We start from the raw sequence: 19,041 nt of genomic DNA on the forward strand, positions 1-19,041 counted from the left end.
CTTACTCCTGGCTGATGGTGCAGGCGACGCAGGGGTCAAGGGCGTGGATCAGCAAACGCGCCCGCTGTTCCAAATCCGCACCGGCCGGCGCCCCGGTCAGCGCCCGGACCAGCGGGCCTTCGGGGTGAAAGTTCCATTCGGTCGGCGCCAAAATCTGATATTGGCTGATCTTGCCATTCTTCAACACCACCCGATGGGCCAGCAGGCCGCGCGCCGCCTCGGTCAGGGCCAGTCCCTCGCCATCCAATCCAGGCAGGTCGTTGGCTGGTTCATCGTGCAGATCATGCACAAGTTGATCCATTTCCCGCAAGGATTCAGCCAAGACCACCAACCGCGCCGCCAAGCGGGGCAAGAGTCCGGGGCCGAAGCGTTCGATCAGGTCGGCGATCAGCGGGTGCCAGTACCAATGGGCCAGCGGACCGGTTTCGAAGACCCGGCCGGCGCAATCGGGGCGGGCCAGATAATGGCCCTCGCGGTCGGTGGAAAGCCGCACCGCCAGATCGGGGGGCCCCAGTTCCGGCATGGGCAGGAATTGCGCCGCCCCCAATCCGGCCCAGCCCTGGGCGAGAATGGATGCCGGCAATTGGCTGGGGTTGCCGTCCAGCCAGGCCTGAAAGGCGATGGGCAAGACCAGTTCGTCGATGTCGTGGCCCAATAAATCGATCAGCGCCTTGCGCGCCTGGGCCAGACAATCGGTGATTTTCCGCCGATCGGGACTCAACCTGCCGCCGCCCAGGTGCAGCCAGTCGCCGTGCGGATAAAGCGCGTTGCGCAATCCGGCCAGGGCATGGCGCAGGCGTTTGGCATGGTCAAGTTGGGGGGGGGTGCCGGCCAGGGCCGGCCAATCGCGGGCGATGGTCAGGCCATGTTCGGCCACGGTCTCGCCCAGCACCAACAGCGCCCGCGCGGCCTTTTGTCCTGGACTGGCGGCCAGGGCGGCGGCTTTTTCCAGGGCGGCGATGCCGGTCAAGGCCTGGGCGGTGCCGCACAGGGAAAATACCGCCGGCAGCAGATGCAAGACTTCCGAGGCGGCGCGGTTGGCGAACAAGCGCGCCGCCCGCACCATGCGGGTGGAACGGATCTGGACGGCTTCGACCGTGTCGGCGCGGACGCGCAGGGAAACGTTCAAGCTGGTTTCTGGAAACATCAGGCCAAGCCGTCGCTGAGAACCTGGGACAGGTAATCGATGGCGGCCAAGGCGGTTGCTTCCGCCACTTTCTCGGCCGCGAAATTGCCCCCGGCGCCCAAGATCAGGTAATCGCCCACCGCCACCGGCTCGTCCATCATCATCAGGCTGGTCTGGCGGGTTTGGCCGAAGGCTTCGACGGTGGCCATCTGGCCATCGACGGCGATCACGCGCGAAGGCACCGCCATACACATGGTCAGGCGGCCTTTGGGCTGACGGTGATGCCGAAATCAGTCAATTCGGCCACCAGCTTGGCGATGACCTGGGGCAAGACGGCGGCGACTTGCGGGGTCAGTTGCATGCTGGTCTCGAACGAGGCCGGCTGAACCCCGACCAGAACCACCTTTTTCGGCGAAATACCATGGAAACAACAGGCCGCCAGCACGTCGGACAGGCCGACCTGATGGGGCGAAATCTTGGTTTTGAACCAAGCGTTGATCTCGGCGTCGGCAATGCGGGAAATGTCGCCGGGCTGTTTGCCGGGGGAACGCATGCAATCGGCGATCAGCAACAGGTCCGCCTCGGCGATGCGGTCCAGGCAATCCATGCCCGAGGTGCCGCCGTCGATGATTTCGACGCTGTCGGGCAAGCAATAGGCTTGTTCCAGGGCGGTGACCGCGTGAACGCCGATTCCTTCATCGGACATCAAGATATTCCCCACACCCAGCACCACGACACGCATTGCTCTGTCCCTTTAACGATGCCGCCGTCCCGAAACCGGGACGGCGGTCGATCCTATATCATTCAGGCTGGTTGTTTACAGAGCCTTGACCTGCACGATCTCCCGCTTTTCGTCATCGTGGACGTGCACGGCGCAAGCCAGGCAGGGGTCGAACGAGTGGACGGTGCGCAGGACTTCCAACGGCTGTTCGGGATCGGCGATGGGGTTATCCATCAACGAAGCCTCGTACGGGCCGATTTCGTCGTTTTCGTCGCGCGGGCCGGCATTCCAGGTGCTGGGCACCACGCATTGGTAATTGGCGATCTTGCCGTCCTTGATGACGGTCCAGTGCGACAACAGACCGCGCGGCGCTTCGTGCATGCCGAAGCCCATGACCTCGCCCTTGGGGAAGGTCGGCTTGTTGAAGGTGGTGTGATCGCCCTTGCCGATATTTTCCAGCAACATGGACCAGTTCTGCCCCAGCACCTCGGCCATGACGCCGGCGCGGATGGCGCGGGCGGCATGACGGCCGATGGTGGAGTGCAGGATTTCCGGCCCCACCTTGCTGCCCAACAGGCTGGACACGGTGTTCAGCATCTGGGTGGCATAGGTGGCGGTGGGCTGGTGGCCGGCGGCCAGACCGCACAGCACGTTGGCCAACGGGCCGACCTGGGCGCGCTTGCCATAGAAGGTCGGGGCCTTCAGCCAGGAATATTTGCCTTCGTCCTGGAAGTCGGTGTAATGCGGCGTGGTTTCACCGACATAGGGATGCAACGCGCCGGGCTTGGAATAGGTGTACCAGGCGTGCTTGACCGATTCCTCGACGCCGTCGCGCAGATAGGAATCGCCGAAGGTGGTGAACGGCTTGTACTTGGACAGATCGGCGTCGGGGATATGACCGCCGGGGACCATGAACTGGGTGCCCTTGGAATCGGTGGGGAATTCCGGCGACGAGATGTAGTTGGTGATGCCCTTGCCGTATTGGGTCCAATCGGCATAGAAGGCGCCGATGGCGGCGACGTCGGGCAGATAGACCTTGCGAACGAATTCCGACAAGGCGTCGATGTGTTCCTTGACCGCCAGCAGGCGTTCGACCGTCAGCACCGATTGCGAATCGGTGGCGATGGGGTTGGAAACGCCGCCGACCGCCAGATTTTGGATGTGCGGCGATTTCGAGCCCAAGATGGTGACGATCTTGGAGGCGTGACGCTGGGCTTCCAGGGCTTGCAGATAGTGGGTGACCGCCAGCAAATTGACCTCGGGGGTCAGCTTCATGGCCGGATGGCCCCAATAGCCGTTGGCGAACGGGCCCAATTGCCCGGAACCGACGAAGGTGGCCAGCTTTTCCTTGGTCTGCGCCATGATGTGGCGGGAATTCATGCCCCAATCGGACAGGGATTCGGCCAGCTTCGAGGTGGCGTCGGGGTCGGCTTTCAAGGCCGAGACGACGTCGACGAAATCCAGCGCCGACAGGTGGTAGAAGTGGACGATATGATCGTGCAGGGCGTGGGCGCTGGCGATCATGTTGCGGATGAACTGGGCGTTGATCGGAACTTCCAGACCCAGGGCGTTTTCCACCGCGCGCACCGAGGTGATGGCGTGAACGGTGGTGCAGACGCCGCAGATGCGCTGGGTGATGGCCCAGGCGTCGCGGGGGTCGCGGCCCAGCAGGATCAGCTCGACGCCGCGCCACATCTGGCCGGACGACCAAGCCTTGGTCACCTTGCCGTTATCGACTTCGACGTCGATGCGCAGATGGCCTTCGATCCGGGTGATGGGGTCGATGGTGATACGCTTTGACACAGGCGTGGCTCCTTACTTGGTGTGCGCGGCGGCCAATTCGGCCGGCGTAAGCTTGTGGGTGTAGAAAACCGGGAATTTCCGGACGAAGACGATGTAGAGCAAGATCTCGGCGGCGATGATGCCGATGGTCACCAGCAATTCCTGCACGCTGGGGAAATAGCTCCAGCCTGGGCCGGTCTGGTAGGCGACCAGGAAGGCGTCGAGGCGATAGAGCGCGCCGGCCAGCAACAAACAGCAGGCGCCGATCCACAGGAACTTCTTGCTGGCGCGCTTTTGCGCCGACGAGAACAGCACGATCGGGGTGGCGAACAAGGCGATTTCAAGGACGAACATCACGCTTTTGATGCCCGAGCTGAAAATGGCGCCCAAATGGCCGCGCACCGCCAGATCGCCGAAACGGATCACCAGATAGGCGATCATCATCATGCGGATGATGCCGGCCAGCTTGCCCAGTTGCGGGATCTCATGCTTGACCGAGCGCTGGAAACCGGAGGCGCCCAGCAAGGCCTCGAACACGACGATGGAAAAGCCCATGGTGATGGCGCTCATCAGGAACAGCAGCGGCAGGATCGGGGTCTGCCACAATTCGTGGATCTGATAGCCCATGACCACCAGCAGCGTACCGAGCGAGCTTTGGTGCATGCTGGGCAGCAACACGCCCAGGCCGATGAAGACGAACAAGACCTTGTCCAGCTTCTTGCGCAAATGGGTCAAATGGAAGCGGGTCAGGATTGCCGGGGCGAATTCGATCCACAGCACCAAGATATAGGCCATGACGCACAGCGCCACTTCGAACATCACCGAATTGGTCTGCATATAGGCCGGCACCAGGATGTGCCAGGCATTCCACCAGCGGCCCAGATCGAAGACGATGGAGATACCGCCCAAGGTGTAGCCGAAGCACGACGCCAACAAGGCCGGGCGGACCAGCGGGTGGTATTCGCCCTTGTTGAGGATATAGGTCAAGATGGCCATGGCATAGCCGCCGCAGGCAAACGCCGTGCCGATGACCACGTCATAAACGATCCAGATGCCCCAGGGATAGCCGTTGTTCAGGTTGGTGACCGCGCCCAGGCCCAGGATCATGCGCTTGGCCAGCAAGACCACGGCGATAAAGGCCAAGATGCCGCAGATCAGCGTCGTCTTGGATAGGATCGAACCGCCCAGGGGTTCGTGTTCGTTATGGATTGATGCCATGTCCGCTCACTCCTCCGGGTGTTCGTCATCGATGTGGGATGCCCGCTTGGCCGCCCACACCAGCCCACCCAACACCACCGCCGGGGCGATCAGGCCCTTGTACAAGGTGTGCTGGATGCCTTCGGATTCGGACGCGAACGACTTTTCCCGCAAATTGGGATAGCCCAGCTTCTCGAACGACACGCCGGCCATGTGGCGGAATTGGGTGCCGCCGACTTCGGTCTCGCCATAGACGTGGTCGATGTATTGGGCGGCGGGACGTTCGTGGGTGTCGCCGGAACCGATGGTGCGGCGTTCGAACACATTGGCCTCGCCGGCCTTCATGGCGCGACGACGGGCGATTTCTTCATTGATGGCGGTCAGCGGGCCGAAGATGGTGGCGCCGGTCGGGCACACTTCGGCGCAGGCGGGGATTTTGCCCTCGGCCTGACGATGGCGGCACATCTCGCACTTTTTGATCTTGGGAACCGGCGTGTCGAATTCCGATTGCGGCACGCCGAACGGGCAGGACGCCACGCAATAGCGGCAGCCGATGCAGATGTCCGGGTTGTAGCCGACGATGCCGGTCTTGGCGTCCTTGGTCATGGCCGAAACCGGGCAGACCGAGACGCAAGAAGGATCGACGCAATGCATGCACGACTTCTTGATGAAGGCGAAGCCGTCACGCTCCTGGTCCTTGTGATCGGCGGTGCCGTCAGCATACAGCTTGATGACGTTGTAGGTCTTGGGGCCGATATCCAGCGGCGTGTCCCACAGGGCGTCGCTGGTGTTGACGTCCACCGGCAGGCCGTTGGCCTCTTTGCAGCCGGCGACGCAGGCCTTGCAGCCGACGCACAAGGTCGAATCGAACAAAAGGCCGACCGCGTTGGGTGACATTTCCTTGTTAGGGCGGGCCTGGGCGGGGGACGGAACCGACACCACCGCCGCTGTCGCCAGCGCGGCGCCGCCTCCGGCAGCCCCCTTGATGAAGTTGCGACGATTGACTGTCATGGGATCACTCGCCGTCCTTGGTTTCGCTTTTGCCCAGATTGCCGGCGATCTTCATGCCGGCGCCGATGGCCAGACCGGCGACACCGGCGACCAAGGCGGCGGAGGCGATGGTGGCGCCGGCGCCCTGTTCCTCGACGATGCGGGGATAGCTGGTCGGCGGGTTGGTCTTCAGCGTGGCGAGCGCATGGATGGGCTTTTCGAAACCGATATGCTTTTCGGTGCAGCCGATACAGGGATGGCCGGTGCCCACCGGCCACGAGCCGGAGCCGACATCGTTGAACAGGATCGACGGGCAATTGGCATAGGTTTCCGGGCCCTTGCAGCCCAGCTTGTACAAGCAATAGCCCTTGCGGTGGCCGGGATCGCCGAATTCCAGGGCGAAGCGGCCGGCGTCGAAATGCGAGCGGCGTTCGCAATTGTCGTGGATCAGACGGCCATAGGCAAAGGTCGGGCGGCCCAATTCGTCGACCTTGGGCAGGGCGCCGAAGGTCAGGAAGTGAACGATGGTGGCCAAGATGTTGTAGGGGTTGGGCGGGCAGCCGGGGATGGTGACCACGTCCTTGCGGCCCAAGGCCTCGCCGACGCCGGTCGAACCGGTCGGGTTGGGCGGCGTCGACGGCATGCCGCCCCACGAGGCGCAGGAGCCGACGGCGACCACGGCGGCGGCGTGCTCGGCCACTTCCTTGGTCAGTTCGTACGAGGTCTGGCCGCCGATCTTGCAGTAGATGCCGCCATCCTTCATGGGGATGGCGCCTTCGACGACCAAGATGTACTTGCCCTTGTTCTTTTCCATGGCCGCCTTGCGGGCGGCTTCGGCCTGATGGCCGGCGGCGGCGAACAAGGTCTCGTGGTAATCCAGCGAGATGATGTCAAGGATCAGCTTTTCCAGGGTCGGATGCTCGGACCGCAACAGCGATTCGGAGCAGCCGGTGCATTCCTGGTGATGCAGCCAGATCACCGAGGGGCGTTCCTTTTTGGTGATGGCTTCGGCGATCTGCGCATCGGCGCCCTTGGGCAAGCCCATGGTGGCGGCCATGGCGGCACAGAATTTCATGAAATCACGGCGCGAGACGCCAAAACGGGTCTCGACATCGGTTTCAAATTTGGCGGCGCTGTCGTCGTACATCCTAATCCCCACCTCTCTAAAGGCTCATCCGGCCGAATGGTGGGGGCAGGGACGACCTTAGGGTCGTTCCGCGGTGTCTGCCTCCCGCCATTCTTGTTTTCATTATGGCTGGAGAATAGTTCCGCAAGGACCGTGCCAACTCTATCGGGTAGGAAATGCTGCATTGCACAGGTGGCTTTAGGCGGCGGAAACCGCCCTATTGCGCCTTGTTCAGCGTTTTTTTCGCGGGTGGGGAGAATGGCTTAAGTGGAAGGGTGCTTTCCATACATGGTTAAATTGTTTTCATAAGGTCAAAGAAAAAGCCGGACCGAGTTTCCTCGGACCGGCTTTTGGCGCGGCGCGTTTGGGGTTAGTTCTTGGAATCCTTGCGGTCGTCGCGACGATCTTGACGATCGTCTTTACGGTCATCGCGCTTGTCGCGGCGGTCGTCCCTGCGGTCGTCGACGCGGTCCTTGCGGTCGTCCTTGCGGTCAAGGCGGTCTTGCTTGCGCTCGTCCCTGCGGTCGTCGACGCGGTCTTTATGTTCGTCGCGGCGGTCAAGGCGATCTTCCGCCCGCGGGGCGCGGTTGTCCTTGGCGGCATCGGATGCCTGGGCATAGGCGAGAGAGCCGAAGCTCAGGCTGGCGGCCATGGCCAGGGCGACAATACGGGAAACTGAGGACATGAGTGTTCCTTTCCAGGGAGAAAGCGGCGGTGGCTGCATTCCAGCGCCCCGTACCCTCTTACGTTACGAAAAAAGGATACGGGCGCAAGATGGCGAAATTGAGCCGGGATCGGGGCGCTCTGATGGTGGTTGCCGTTCTGCTGAATTAGAGGGCGGGGGGCGCAGGCATATGGACGCTGGCGACGGTCCGGGGTAGCCTTCATCGGAGGATTTGGATGGAGGCCATCTGTGACCGTTCCCGCTTTGCCACATGCTTGGCGCTTTTTCCGCGCTGGTGGGTTTGATCAAGTTCGGATCGAGACCGGCGCCGACCTGCTGGCCTTGGACCAGTTGGATCAGAAATTGTGGGTGGCGCTGGCCTGCCCGACCACGGGCATTGAATTCGATGCCCGCGCCCTGGACGTGCTGGACATCGACCATGATGGCCGTATCCGCGCCAATGAAATCCTTGCGGCGGTGCGATGGTTGCGCCTTGTGCTCAAGAATGGCGACGAATTGGTGTTGCCGGGGTCATCGCTGAACCTGCGCTCCATCAATGACGATAGCGTCGAAGGGGCACGGATTCTGGCTTCGGCCCGGCGGCTGCTGAGCGATTTGGGCCGGGCCGAGGCCGAGATTATCGACCTGGAAGATACGCGCGATAGCGGCCGTCTTTTCGCCCAGGCCCGTTTCAACGGCGACGGCGTGATCCCGGTCGAGGTGACCGAAGACGCGGATTTGCGCGCCGTCATCACCGATATCATGACCTGCGAAGGCAGCGAAGAGGACCGTTCGGGGGCGCCCGGCATCGGCCAGGACAAGATCGACAATTTCTTTGCCCAGATCGGCGCCTATGGTGATTGGCTGGATACAGGCAGCGACGTCGCCGTTTCGCCGCAAGCCGGCGCCGCGTTGGAAGCCTTGCGCGACAAGATCGACGGTTTCTTCCTGCGCTGCCGCATGGCTGTCTATTCCGACGCCGCCGCCCAAACCGTCAACCCGGCGGTGGAAATCTTTCAGCCGCTGATTGGCGCCAATGCGGTGGAGACCGCCGCCGCTCTGGTGCCGTTGCCGCTGGCGTCGGTATACCCGCAGGCGGATCTGCCCTTGTTGCGCGGCGTCAATCCCGCCTGGGAAGGGGCGATGGCCAATTTCCGTCGCTTGGTCGCCAACGACCGCTTGTCCTTGTCGGAAAGCGAATGGACCGAGTTGAAGGCTCGTTTTGTCAGCCATGGTCACTGGTTGGCGAAAAAGCCCGAGACTCGGGTGGAAAGGCTGGGGGACGAGCGGATACGGGCTTTGTGCCAGTCCGATGCCCAGGCGGCCTTGTCCGAATTGGTTGCCCAAGACAAACTGTTTGAAAGCGAGGCTGACGCCATCGACGCCCTGGAAAAGCTGTTGGTGTTGCGCACCCATCTGTTCCGGCTGGTCAACAATTTCGTCAGTTTCAAAGAGTTCTATGCCCGCCAGGACTATGCCGTGTTCCAGGCTGGATCGCTTTATTTGGACGGCCGCAGCGCCGATCTGTGCCTCAGCGTGGCCGACGCCGCCAAGCACGCCGCCGTGGCGACGCTGTCGCGCATCTATCTGGTTTATTGCCAGTGCACCCGCCGCGGCGCGGACGAAAAAATGACCATCATGGCCGGTTTCACCGCGGGCGATTCCGATCAGTTGATGATCGGACGCAATGGCGTTTTCTATGACCGCCAGGGACGGGACTGGGATGCGGCCATCATCAAGATCGTCGAACATCCCATCAGCCTGCGCCAAGCGTTTTGGTCCCCTTACAAACAACTGAGCCGTTTTATCGGGGCTCAGCTGGAAAAGCTGGCGGCGGCCAAGGCCAAGGCGGTGGAGACCGATCTGCAAACCAAGGTCGCCAGCAAGGTGGTGGTCCCGGCGACGGCCGCCGCTCCGGCCAAGGACGGTTTCGACGCCGGCAAGTTCGCCGGCATCTTCGCGGCCTTGGGATTGGCGGTTGGCGCCATCGGGACCGCCATCGCCTCGGTGGTCACCGGATTCCTGCATTTGAGCTGGTGGCAAATGCCCGTGGCCCTGGTCGGCTTGGTCATGGTGGTGTCGGGGCCGTCCATGCTGATCGCCTACATGAAGTTGCGCCATCGCAATCTTGCCCCTATCTTGGATGCCGCCGGCTGGGCGGTGAATGCGCGGGCCACCATCAACATTCCCTTCGGCAGCTCGCTGACCGCGGTGGCGCATTTGCCGGAAGGGGCGGAACGGTCGTTGGTTGATCCCTTTGCCGAGAAAAGACGCCCCTGGGGCGAATATGCGATGCTGTTGGCCCTGATCGCGGGTGGCTTTGTCGCCGCTTGGCGTTTCGGCCTGTTCGATAGGTTCATCCCCTGACATGTCTTTATTTTTCGAGATTGCCGTTATCGTTTTCCTGGTGATTCTGAACGGCGGCTTCGCCTTGTCGGAAATGGCCATCGTTTCGGCGCGCAAGGCCCGGCTGGCGGCGCGGGCGGCCGATGGCAGCAAGGGGGCCAAGGCCGCCTTGGCCTTGGCGGAAAATCCAGGACGCTTCTTGTCATCGGTGCAGATCGGCATCACCTTGGTCGGCATTCTGGCCGGCGCCTATTCGGGGGCGACGCTGGCCGCCCATCTGGAAGCCTGGCTGAACAGCTTTCCCTTGCTTGATCCGGTGGCCGAGGTCTTGTCCATCGCCGTGGTGGTTGGCGCCATCACCTACGCCTCGCTGATCGTCGGCGAGTTGGTGCCCAAGCAGATCGCCTTGGCCAATCCAGAGGCGGTGGCCATCGCCATCGGCCGGCCGATGACCATGGTGGCGCGCATCGCCGCGCCGTTGGTGTGGTTGCTGGAAGGCTCCAGCCGGGTGGCCCTGTCGGTGCTGCGGATTCAGAAATCCGACGATCAGACGGTGACCGAGGAAGAGGTCAAGGCGATGATCGCCGAAGGAACCCAGTCGGGGGTGTTCGAGCCGGAAGAACAGGAATTGCTGGCCGGGGTTCTGCGCTTTGGCGATCGCCGTATCCGCGGCATCATGACGCCAAGGAACGAAGTGGTGTCCATCGACCTCAATTGGGATCGCGCTCGCATCGCCCAGGTTCTGAAAGACAGCCCGCATTCGCGTTTGCCGGTCTATCGCGGCAATGCCGAAGATGTGCTGGGGGTGGTTCAGGCCAAGGATTTGCTTAACCAGTTCCTGGGCGGACAAGATATCGATCTTGCCGCCGCCGTGATGCCGGTCGAGGTGGTGCATGACAATTCGCCGGCCCTGCAAGTGCTCGACGCCTTGAAGCATTCATCCATTCATCTGGCCTTGGTGGTGGATGAATACGGTTCGGTCGAAGGCATCGTCACCGCCGCCGATATCTTGGCGGCGATCTTGGGCGGCATGTCCGAACATGGCGAGGATTACGACGGCGCCATCGTCCAGCGCCAGGATGGATCATGGCTGGTGGATGGATCGGTGGCGGTGGACATGGCCCGCGACCGTCTGGCTTGCCGGGTGATGGAAGACGATGATGGCGATTACGATACGGTTGCCGGCTTCGTGTTGTCGAAATCGCGGCATATCCCCACTGCCGGCGAATTCTTTCACTGGCAGGGCTGGCGCTTCGAAGTGGTCGATATGGATGGGCGGCGCATCGACAAGGTGCTGATCAGCCGTCAGGACGAAGACGGCGGCTGATCCCCCGCCGGCGGGTTTTGCCGGCGCGATTGAGCTTAATCGCCCCGACGACAGCAACAATAAGCCAAGGCGCCACAAGCGGGTGCCTTTTTTTTTGTCATGGCCGCATGCGCAAACGGCGCATCTGTTTCGGCGATCATGTGATTATCGTAATATTAATTCAATTTTCCCCGGATCATCATGTCCCTGCCGACCTCTCTTCCCGTGCCGACCACTCGGCTGGAACATCTTTTGATTCGTGCGCTCAAGGCCTTTAACGGTTTGCTGCATGTGGTTCTGGCGGTGGCCCTGGTGGTCGCCAGTGCCATGGTGGTGTGGGAATTCGGCACCGAGGCGTGGGTTGCGTTTCAAAAAGATCAATTGGCCCACGGCTTTTTGCATGCCTTGGGCGTGCTGTTCATCGTCTGGATTTTGTCGGCGTTGATTTCGGCGGAAATTGATTATGTTCGCACCAACCGCTTTCATCTGCGGGTCTTCCTCGAAGTGGCGATGATCACCTTCTTACGCCAATTGATCATTCGTCCGGTCCAGGCGGTGGCTGGCGACGTCTCGTTGGGGGATTGGCAAGGGGTCTGGCAATACGGCCTGCTGCTGGCCGGATTGCTGGCGGTGGCCATCGCCCACCGACTGATTGGCGACGATAACAAGAACAACACTTGACCCGAAAGGAACACGTCCATGTATCGTGATCGTATTGGCTTGAAATCCCTGTGGGCCAAGGTGGTGTCGCCGGAAGAGGCGGCCATGCATATCAAGGACGGCATGATCGTCGGCATGAGCGGTTTTACCCGTGCCGGTGACGCCAAGGTGGTGCCCATGGCCTTGGCCGAACGAGCCAAACGCGATGGTTTGAAGATCACGCTGATGACCGGCGCCTCCCTCGGCAGCGACGTCGACAAGACCCTGGCCGAGGCGCATGCGTTGTCGCGGCGTCTGCCGTTTCAGGCCGATCCGGTCTTGCGCGCCTCGATCAATGCCGGGGAAGTGATGTTTGTCGATCAGCATCTGTCGCAGACGGTGGAATTGCTGCGTTCGCGCCAGATGGGGCCGGTGGATGTGGCGGTGATCGAGGCGGTGGCCATCGACGAATCGGGCGCTTTGATCCCGACCACCTCGGTCGGCAATTCAGCCACGTTCGCGCTGCTGGCGGACAAGATCATCGTCGAGCTGAACCTGACCCAAAGCCTGGATCTGATCGGCCTGCATGATATCTATATCCCCAGCCGTCGCCCGCACCGCGAGCCGATTCCCATCGTTCGTCCCGACGACCGCATCGGCATGACCACCATTCCCATCGACCCGTCGCGCATCGCCGCCATCGTGGTGACGGAAAAGTTGGATTCGTCGGCCTCGGTGCAGCCGCCCGACCTGGAAACCAAGCAGATCGCCGGCCATTTGATCGACTTCCTTCGGGCCGAGCGCAATGCGGGCCGCATGGGCTCCAGCCTGGCGCCGTTGCAGGCCGGTATCGGCTCGATCGCCAACGCCGTGCTGCATGGCTTCATCGATTCCGATTTCCATGATCTGACCATGTATTCCGAGGTGTTGCAGGATTCCACCTTCGATCTGATGGATGCCGGCAAGCTGCTGTTCGCCTCGGGCTCGTCCATCACCTTGTCGCCGGAAAAGCACCGCTATGTGCTCAACAACATCAGCAAGTACAAGTCGCGTCTGGTGTTGCGGCCGCAAGAGATTTCCAATCACCCGGAAGTGATCCGCCGCCTGGGCATCATCGCCATCAACACCGCGCTTGAAGCCGATATCTATGGCAACGTCAACTCGACCCACGTTCTCGGCACCAAGATGATGAACGGCATCGGCGGTTCCGGCGACTTTGCCCGTAATTCGCAATTGGCGGTGTTCGTCACCAAATCCCTGGCCAAGGGCGGCGACATCTCGTCCATCGTCCCCATGGCCAGCCATGTGGATCACACCGAACATGACGTCGATGTGCTGATCACCGAACAAGGCTTGGCCGATCTGCGCGGCCTCGCCCCGCGCGAACGTTCCAAGCTGATCATCGAGAATTGTGTCCACCCGATCTACCGCGACGCGTTGCGCGACTACGTGCGCGAAGCCGAAGCCCTGGGCGGCCATACCCCGCACGTTTTGTCCAAGGCGCTGTCTTGGCACATGGCGGTGCAGGAACGCGGCAGCATGCGCCCGGTGGAGCCCAAGGCGGCCGAATAAACCAAAGAAAAGCCCCCGCCGGTTTGACGGCGGGGGCTTTTTGCAAGCGCGGTCCGGCCTATTTCAGGTCGAGATGGGCGCCGTCGCAAAATGGCGGCTTCTTGCTTTGCTTGCAGGCGCAGAACCGAACCTTCATGTCAGCGGTTGGCTTGAACGCCATCGGCTCGATGGCGGTGCCCTGATGGGCGCCGTCACAAAGCGGCTGTTTGGAACTGCGGCCGCAGCGACACCAGTAATAGGTCTCGCCGGCCTTGACTTCCAAGGTGATCGGCTCTTTGCCGGCGATAATGGCATTGGACATGACGTGACCTCGGTGTGGTGAACGGATCTCCAACCAAGCTACCTTTTCCTATTTTAGAAAACAGTGAAAAAGCGGCATGCAATGCCGTGCGGGGCCGGTTTCGGGAAAATGGCTTTTCCGCCGCCCTTGATGGCTTGCTTCATGCTATGGTGACCAAGCCTTCCATCCATCCGCGTCCATGATTTCCAAAAGTTGCCCCTTGCTTGAACGGGGGCGCGCTGAAGGAGAAGCCATGATTCCGGTTCCCCTGTATTCCCTGTTCGCCTTGCTGCTCGGTGTGGTTTTGATGATGAGCGGCGCCGGGGCGCTGACCACGGTTTTGTCCGTTCGTCTGGACGGCGCCGGTGTTTCCGCCGCGTTGATCGGCCTGACCACGACGGCCTATTTCGCCGGGACCATCTTGGGGTCGGTCACGGCGGGGCGGGCGGTGTCGCGGGTGGGGCATATCCGCGCCTTCGCCGTCTTCACCTCGCTGCTGTCGGCGGCGACTTTGGGGCATGTGCTGACCGAAACGGCCGTCGGGTGGGGGATTTTGCGCGTCGTCGAAGGCTATTGCATGGCCGGGCTGCTGATTTGCGTGGAAAGCTGGCTTAACCAGACCGCCCAGGCTGGAAATCGCGGCAAGATCTTGGCGCTTTACATGATTTGCCTGTACGGGGGCTATGGTGCCGGTCAGTTCCTGCTGGGATTGCCCGGTATGGGCGGGACCGCCATGTTCGCTGTCTTGTCGATCTGCCTTTCGGTCGCCTTGGTGCCGGTGGCGCTGACCCGGCAAACGCCCCCGCCCTTGCCACGGATGAAATCTTTTTCAATGCGCAAATTATACGCGGTATCGCCCTTTGGCGTCGTCGGCGCCGCGGCAAGCGGGGCGATGACCGGAACCTTGTATGGATTGGGGCCGGTCTTCGCCTTGAAGCTGGGGTATGACGCCGAGCAGGCGGGGCAGTTCATGGGCGCCGCCGTTCTGGGGGGCGTTTTGCTGCAATGGCCGTTGGGGTGGCTGTCGGATCTGTTTGACCGCCGCACCGTTTTAGTCGGGTTGTTCGCCGCCCTGGTCTGCGCCGGCCTGGGGACAGCGCTTTTGCCGGATGGCGCCTTTGGTGCGGTGCTGGTGGCGGCGGTGTTTTTGGGCGGGCTCACCTTCGCTGTTTATCCGGTCAGCATCGCCCAGACCAACGATCATCTGGAACCTGACGACATGGCGGCGGCGGGGGGCGGCTTGATTTTGCTCTATTCCGCCGGAGCGGCCCTTGGGCCGTTTCTGGCATCGATGGCGATGGCACAATGGGGGGCGGTCGGCTTGCCGCTTTCCAGCTGTGGAATTGCCGCGATGGCCGCCTTGTTCGGAGTGTGGCGGATGCGCGTTCAGCCCTGTGTTCCCGCGCAAGAACAAGGGCCATTCACCGCCATGCCGCGAACCACGCCAATGGTTGTCAGTCTTGATCCGCGTGTCGATCAAGACAGCGTCATGGGGATGACAGAAAGCACATTGAAATAGCCGCTTTCTCGCTGTCATTTCGCCTCAACTGAGTTGATTTTCTGGCCTGAGAAAGCCGGGATGCAATTTCTTGACATTGGGTCATTGATTGAGTGTTCAAGCGATTTCTTGGAATGGAATCGTGGGTGATGTCGCCTGTGTTTTTGGGTGAATTGGCTTCTGTTCAGCGCCATATTTTTTCTTAAAAATCAATATACAAACACTGACTTGAATCTTTTTTGGCCTAAAAGGTTGAAATCGAGCTGTTGTTGTGTTGTTATTGCCGAGCCAAGAGGGGGCTCTGACTCTGATCAGAAGAAAAATAACCCTCATAATACTATAACAACATGAGGTGCTCGTCGCACATAACAGGTGTGATTCGAGTAGTATTCTGTATGATTTATGTTTTTATTGTTTCTCTGCCGGTATCTGTACCGTTGGTACATTTGTGCGGCACTGGCGGTCGCCGATGAATGCGAAGAGAACGCAGTCGGTGCGCTTTCGCCCTCCCGTGGTCGCCGATGGTGGCGCGATCTGGTCCCTGGTCAAACGCGGGGGCGGGCTGGACGTCAATTCCCCTTATGCCTATCTGATGGCCTGCCAGAACTGGAGCGACACCTGTGTCGTCGCCGAAGACGATGACGGATTGGCGGGAATCGTCGTCGGCTATCGTCTGGCGGATCGGCCGGGTACCTTGCCGGATACTTTGTTCGTGTGGCAGATCGCGATCGCTCCCGAACATCGTGGGCGCGGCCTGGGCAAGGCGCTGTTGGCGTGGCTGATCCGGTCAAATGAACCTGCTTGGCTGGAAACCACCATCACATCATCCAACCTTGCCAGCCGGGCGCTGTTTTCCGGCTTTGCCCGTGACGGCAAGGTCAAGCTGAGCATCACGCCGTGGCTTTCAGCCGACAGCTTTCCCGACCAACACGAGGGCGAAGATCTGTTCAGGATCGGCCCGTTCCCCAGCCAAAAGGAATGAGAGCATGAAGACCTTCGAAACCTTGGAATCGTCCGTTCGTAGTTATATCCGTGATTTTCCCGCCGTTTTCACTAAGGCGTCCGGGCACTTTATCTTTGACGAAGACAACAACTGCTATATCGATTTTTTCGCCGGCGCCGGCGTGTTGAATTACGGGCACAATAATCCGCGGCTGAAAAAAGTGCTGATCGATTACGTGTCCGCTGATGGCATCTTGCATTCCCTGGATATGGCCACAGCCGCCAAGCGTGACTTTTTGCAAGCATTTGACAGCTTGATCCTTAAACCGCGCGGCCTGGATTACCGTTTGCAATTTCCCGGCCCGACCGGAACCAACGCGGTGGAGGCCGCGTTGAAACTGGCCCGCAAGGTGACGGGGCGTCATCTGGTCATCGGTTTCACCAACGGCTTTCATGGCATGACCCTGGGCTCGCTGGCGGTGACGGGCAACGGCAGCAAGCGCGGTGGCGCCGGTGTGCCCCTGAGCCACACCCTGCACATGCCGTTTTGTGGCTATCACGGTGACGGCGTCGATACCTTGACCGTGTTCGAGCGTTATCTGGCCGATAGCGGTTCGGGCATTGATTTGCCGGCGGCGGTGATTGTCGAAACCGTGCAAGGCGAGGGCGGCATCAATGTCGGCAGCGTCGCGTGGCTGCAAAAGCTGGAACAATTGTGTCGCCGCCACGATATCTTGCTGATTGTCGATGATATCCAGATGGGCTGCGGTCGCACCGGTCCGTTCTTCAGTTTCGAGGCTGCCGGCCTGAAGCCCGACATCATCTGTCTGTCCAAATCCATCGGCGCCATTGGCCTGCCCATGGCTCTGACCCTGATGGCGCCGCATTTGGATCACTGGGCACCGGGAGAGCACAACGGGACGTTTCGCGGCAACAACGCCGCCTTCGTCGTGGCGGCGGAAGCATTGCGGGCTTACTGGGCCGATGACGCCTTCGAAAAGGAAACCCTGCGCAAGGGGCAACTGGTCCGCGCCGCGTTGGAACGCATCGCCCGGGATAATCCCGACCGGATCGGCCAAGTGCGCGGCCGTGGTTTGATTCAGGGGATGGTCTTTACGGTTGACGGCATGGCCGAGACTGTCGCCCGTGCCGCTTTCGCCGCCGGCGTGATCATCGAGACTTCGGGGCCGAAATCGGAAGTCCTGAAAGTGATGCCGCCCTTGACCATCGACGATCAGACCCTGAGCGAAGGCTTGCAAACCCTTGCCCGCGTCATCGCCAAGGTTCAATCCCCCAAGCAATCCAAGGCTGCCTGACCATGATCATCAAATCCCTGGCCGACACCGTTGGCACCGAGAACGAAGTCAAAGCCGAAACCTGGAGCAGTCGGCGCCTGCTGCTGAAAAAGGACGGCATGGGCTATTCCCTGCATGACACCCTGATCCATGCCGGGACCGAAACCCACATCTGGTATCAGAACCATCTTGAGGCGGTGTACTGCATCGAAGGCGAAGGCGAGGTGGAAACCCTGGCCGATGGCGTGGTGCATCCGATCACGGCGGGCATGGTCTATGCGTTGAACCAGCACGACCGCCATTTGCTGCGGGCCAAGACCCAGATGCGCATGGTCTGCGTGTTCAATCCGCCGCTGACCGGGCGTGAAACCCATGATGAGAACGGCGTCTATCCCCTGGTCGAAGACGCGGCTGAATAAGAATAAGGAGGAAAACCATGAGCCGGGATCTCTATCCGTCGCGTCAAGGAAACCAATCCGCCATCATCGACCGCGTCGATCCTGTGGTTTATGCCGGTGGCAGCGGGCCGTTGAGCGCCGAGGAAATCGCCTTCTTCGACCAGAACGGCTATCTGTTCCTGCCCTGCTTTTTCAGCCCCGAGGAAACCAAGGCCTTCCAGGGTGAAATGCGCCAGATCCGTGACAGCTTGCATGGCTCGACGCGTGACGACGTGATTGTCGAGCCGGGAACGCAGGAAGTGCGTTCGGTGTTTCAGGTGCACCAAAGCGGAGACACGCTAAAACGGTTGTCCCAGGATGACCGCATCGTCGATCGGATCCGTCAATTGCTGGCCTCCGACGTCTATATCCACCAGTCCAGGGTCAATTATAAGCCCGGTTTCAAAGGCAAGGAATTCAACTGGCATTCCGATTTCGAGACGTGGCATGTGGAAGACGGGGTGCCGCGCATGCGCATGATCTCGTGTTCGGTGGCGTTGACCGAGAACAATGAATTCAACGGCCCGCTGATGGTGTCCCCCGGTTCGCAGCGTCATTACGTGTGCTGTGTCGGCGACACCCCGCAAGACCATTTCCGCCAGTCCTTGGCCGCCCAGGAACTGGGGGTGCCCGATCCCGACGCGTTGCGCTGGCTGGTGGACCGCTATGGCCTGATCCAAGCCAAGGGGGCGGCCGGATCGGTATTGTTGTTTGACTGCAATGTCATGCACGGATCGAACGGCAATATCTCGCCGTTTCCGCGTTCGAATGTGTTTTTCGTTTACAACAGCGTTGAAAATATCCCGCAAGAGCCGTTTAGCGGCCATTCTCCGCGGCCGGAATTCTTGGGCAGTCGGGATTTCACGTCAGTGGCGGGGGGCGGGGGGCATCACTGAAACGATGCGCCCTGATCCGTGTCGGGCCGGCGGCGTTCCCGCGAGGCGCTGGGGCTGATGTAATCAAAAGGCTCCGGTTGCTTTTGCGACGACAGCGACGGTTCTGGTTAAAACATAGGTGTCTATCCAGAAAGACCAATTGCGGATTGGACTTGCCCGGAAAGAGTGGAGAGCAAAGGTGTTAACTTTGCTTGAGGACGACTCTGATGACAGGTTCAGGAATG

Annotated in this window: 18 protein-coding genes; 9 read left to right on the forward strand and 9 right to left on the reverse strand. The window is 60.9% G+C overall.

Annotation, left to right across the window (positions count from 1 at the left end):
- Position 1: 1 nt before the first annotated feature.
- The 8 genes from KEC16_RS17155 to KEC16_RS17190 form a co-directional block, all read right to left on the reverse strand.
- Entirely contained in the window at positions 2-1,147 is a 1,146-nt protein-coding gene (locus KEC16_RS17155) for a nickel-dependent hydrogenase large subunit (protein ID WP_211551196.1), read from the reverse strand.
- Entirely contained in the window at positions 1,147-1,380 is a 234-nt protein-coding gene (locus tag KEC16_RS17160; protein WP_211551198.1) for a HypC/HybG/HupF family hydrogenase formation chaperone, read from the reverse strand. Before KEC16_RS17160 ends, KEC16_RS17155 begins: the two co-directional genes overlap by 1 nt.
- A 2-nt stretch (positions 1,381-1,382) precedes the next feature.
- Positions 1,383-1,868 carry a HyaD/HybD family hydrogenase maturation endopeptidase gene (locus KEC16_RS17165; protein ID WP_211551200.1) on the reverse strand — a complete coding sequence of 162 codons (486 nt, stop codon included), beginning with the start codon at positions 1,866-1,868 and terminating at the stop codon, positions 1,383-1,385.
- A gap of 75 nt (positions 1,869-1,943) precedes the next feature.
- Positions 1,944-3,650 (reverse strand): nickel-dependent hydrogenase large subunit, encoded by a 1,707-nt coding sequence (locus tag KEC16_RS17170; RefSeq protein ID WP_211551202.1) that lies wholly within the window; start codon positions 3,648-3,650, stop codon positions 1,944-1,946.
- Between the two features lie 12 nt (positions 3,651-3,662).
- Positions 3,663-4,847 carry a Ni/Fe-hydrogenase cytochrome b subunit gene (gene hybB, locus KEC16_RS17175; protein ID WP_211551204.1) on the reverse strand — a complete coding sequence of 395 codons (1,185 nt, stop codon included), beginning with the start codon at positions 4,845-4,847 and terminating at the stop codon, positions 3,663-3,665.
- Between the two features lie 6 nt (positions 4,848-4,853).
- A complete protein-coding gene (hybA, locus tag KEC16_RS17180) occupies positions 4,854-5,837 on the reverse strand; it encodes a hydrogenase 2 operon protein HybA (RefSeq protein ID WP_211551206.1) in 984 nt (327 codons plus the stop codon).
- Between the two features lie 4 nt (positions 5,838-5,841).
- Positions 5,842-6,963 (reverse strand): hydrogenase small subunit, encoded by a 1,122-nt coding sequence (locus KEC16_RS17185; protein ID WP_211551208.1) that lies wholly within the window; start codon positions 6,961-6,963, stop codon positions 5,842-5,844.
- A gap of 349 nt (positions 6,964-7,312) precedes the next feature.
- Positions 7,313-7,627, reverse strand: a complete 315-nt coding sequence (locus KEC16_RS17190; RefSeq protein WP_211551210.1) for a hypothetical protein — start codon at positions 7,625-7,627, stop codon at positions 7,313-7,315.
- 228 nt (positions 7,628-7,855) lie between these two features.
- On the opposite strand from KEC16_RS17190, the gene KEC16_RS17195 reads away from it, so the two are divergent.
- The 4 genes from KEC16_RS17195 (at position 7,856) to scpC (ending at position 13,469) form a co-directional block, all read left to right on the forward strand.
- Complete coding sequence (locus tag KEC16_RS17195; protein ID WP_211551213.1) at positions 7,856-9,973, forward strand: hypothetical protein; 2,118 nt, start codon at positions 7,856-7,858, stop codon at positions 9,971-9,973.
- A 1-nt stretch (position 9,974) separates the two neighbouring features.
- The gene (locus KEC16_RS17200) at positions 9,975-11,279 is read left to right on the forward strand and encodes a hemolysin family protein (RefSeq protein ID WP_211551215.1); all 1,305 of its coding nucleotides are present in this window, start codon (positions 9,975-9,977) and stop codon (positions 11,277-11,279) included.
- Positions 11,280-11,459: 180 nt separating this feature from the next.
- Complete coding sequence (locus tag KEC16_RS17205; protein WP_211551217.1) at positions 11,460-11,939, forward strand: phosphate-starvation-inducible PsiE family protein; 480 nt, start codon at positions 11,460-11,462, stop codon at positions 11,937-11,939.
- 18 nt (positions 11,940-11,957) lie between these two features.
- Positions 11,958-13,469, forward strand: coding sequence for a succinyl-CoA:acetate CoA-transferase ScpC (gene scpC / locus KEC16_RS17210; RefSeq protein WP_211551219.1), 1,512 nt, complete (start codon positions 11,958-11,960; stop codon positions 13,467-13,469).
- A gap of 58 nt (positions 13,470-13,527) precedes the next feature.
- Here scpC and KEC16_RS17215 read toward each other — a convergent pair whose 3' ends face one another.
- Positions 13,528-13,770 (reverse strand): CDGSH iron-sulfur domain-containing protein, encoded by a 243-nt coding sequence (locus tag KEC16_RS17215; RefSeq protein WP_211551221.1) that lies wholly within the window; start codon positions 13,768-13,770, stop codon positions 13,528-13,530.
- A 232-nt stretch (positions 13,771-14,002) separates the two neighbouring features.
- Between KEC16_RS17215 and KEC16_RS17220 the strand changes: the two genes are divergently transcribed.
- The 5 genes from KEC16_RS17220 (at position 14,003) to thpD (ending at position 18,817) form a co-directional block, all read left to right on the forward strand.
- A complete protein-coding gene (locus KEC16_RS17220; RefSeq protein ID WP_211551223.1) occupies positions 14,003-15,268 on the forward strand; it encodes an MFS transporter in 1,266 nt (421 codons plus the stop codon).
- A gap of 472 nt (positions 15,269-15,740) precedes the next feature.
- On the forward strand, positions 15,741-16,229 hold the full coding sequence (ectA, locus tag KEC16_RS17225; RefSeq protein ID WP_211551225.1) for a diaminobutyrate acetyltransferase: 489 nt from the start codon (positions 15,741-15,743) through the stop codon (positions 16,227-16,229).
- Positions 16,230-16,233: 4 nt separating this feature from the next.
- On the forward strand, positions 16,234-17,505 hold the full coding sequence (gene ectB / locus KEC16_RS17230) for a diaminobutyrate--2-oxoglutarate transaminase (RefSeq protein ID WP_211551227.1): 1,272 nt from the start codon (positions 16,234-16,236) through the stop codon (positions 17,503-17,505).
- A gap of 2 nt (positions 17,506-17,507) precedes the next feature.
- A complete protein-coding gene (locus KEC16_RS17235) occupies positions 17,508-17,903 on the forward strand; it encodes an ectoine synthase (RefSeq protein ID WP_211551229.1) in 396 nt (131 codons plus the stop codon).
- Between the two features lie 17 nt (positions 17,904-17,920).
- Positions 17,921-18,817, forward strand: a complete 897-nt coding sequence (gene thpD, locus KEC16_RS17240; RefSeq protein WP_211551231.1) for an ectoine hydroxylase — start codon at positions 17,921-17,923, stop codon at positions 18,815-18,817.
- Positions 18,818-19,041: the final 224 nt, after the last annotated feature.

This window comes from Magnetospirillum sulfuroxidans (genome assembly GCF_018224925.1).
Classification (GTDB): domain Bacteria; phylum Pseudomonadota; class Alphaproteobacteria; order Rhodospirillales; family Magnetospirillaceae; genus Magnetospirillum; species Magnetospirillum sulfuroxidans.

Coding starts and splice junctions, on each gene's coding strand:
- KEC16_RS17235 (WP_211551229.1), top strand. CDS start 17,508: ATGATCATCAAATCCCTGGCCGACACCGTTGGCACCGAGAACGAAGTC.
- hybA (WP_211551206.1), bottom strand. CDS start 5,837: ATGACAGTCAATCGTCGCAACTTCATCAAGGGGGCTGCCGGAGGCGGC.
- KEC16_RS17200 (WP_211551215.1), top strand. CDS start 9,975: ATGTCTTTATTTTTCGAGATTGCCGTTATCGTTTTCCTGGTGATTCTG.
- KEC16_RS17220 (WP_211551223.1), top strand. CDS start 14,003: ATGATTCCGGTTCCCCTGTATTCCCTGTTCGCCTTGCTGCTCGGTGTG.
- hybB (WP_211551204.1), bottom strand. CDS start 4,847: ATGGCATCAATCCATAACGAACACGAACCCCTGGGCGGTTCGATCCTA.
- thpD (WP_211551231.1), top strand. CDS start 17,921: ATGAGCCGGGATCTCTATCCGTCGCGTCAAGGAAACCAATCCGCCATC.
- KEC16_RS17185 (WP_211551208.1), bottom strand. CDS start 6,963: ATGTACGACGACAGCGCCGCCAAATTTGAAACCGATGTCGAGACCCGT.
- KEC16_RS17160 (WP_211551198.1), bottom strand. CDS start 1,380: ATGTGTATGGCGGTGCCTTCGCGCGTGATCGCCGTCGATGGCCAGATG.
- KEC16_RS17215 (WP_211551221.1), bottom strand. CDS start 13,770: ATGTCCAATGCCATTATCGCCGGCAAAGAGCCGATCACCTTGGAAGTC.
- KEC16_RS17190 (WP_211551210.1), bottom strand. CDS start 7,627: ATGTCCTCAGTTTCCCGTATTGTCGCCCTGGCCATGGCCGCCAGCCTG.
- KEC16_RS17165 (WP_211551200.1), bottom strand. CDS start 1,868: ATGCGTGTCGTGGTGCTGGGTGTGGGGAATATCTTGATGTCCGATGAA.
- ectB (WP_211551227.1), top strand. CDS start 16,234: ATGAAGACCTTCGAAACCTTGGAATCGTCCGTTCGTAGTTATATCCGT.
- KEC16_RS17205 (WP_211551217.1), top strand. CDS start 11,460: ATGTCCCTGCCGACCTCTCTTCCCGTGCCGACCACTCGGCTGGAACAT.
- KEC16_RS17155 (WP_211551196.1), bottom strand. CDS start 1,147: ATGTTTCCAGAAACCAGCTTGAACGTTTCCCTGCGCGTCCGCGCCGAC.
- scpC (WP_211551219.1), top strand. CDS start 11,958: ATGTATCGTGATCGTATTGGCTTGAAATCCCTGTGGGCCAAGGTGGTG.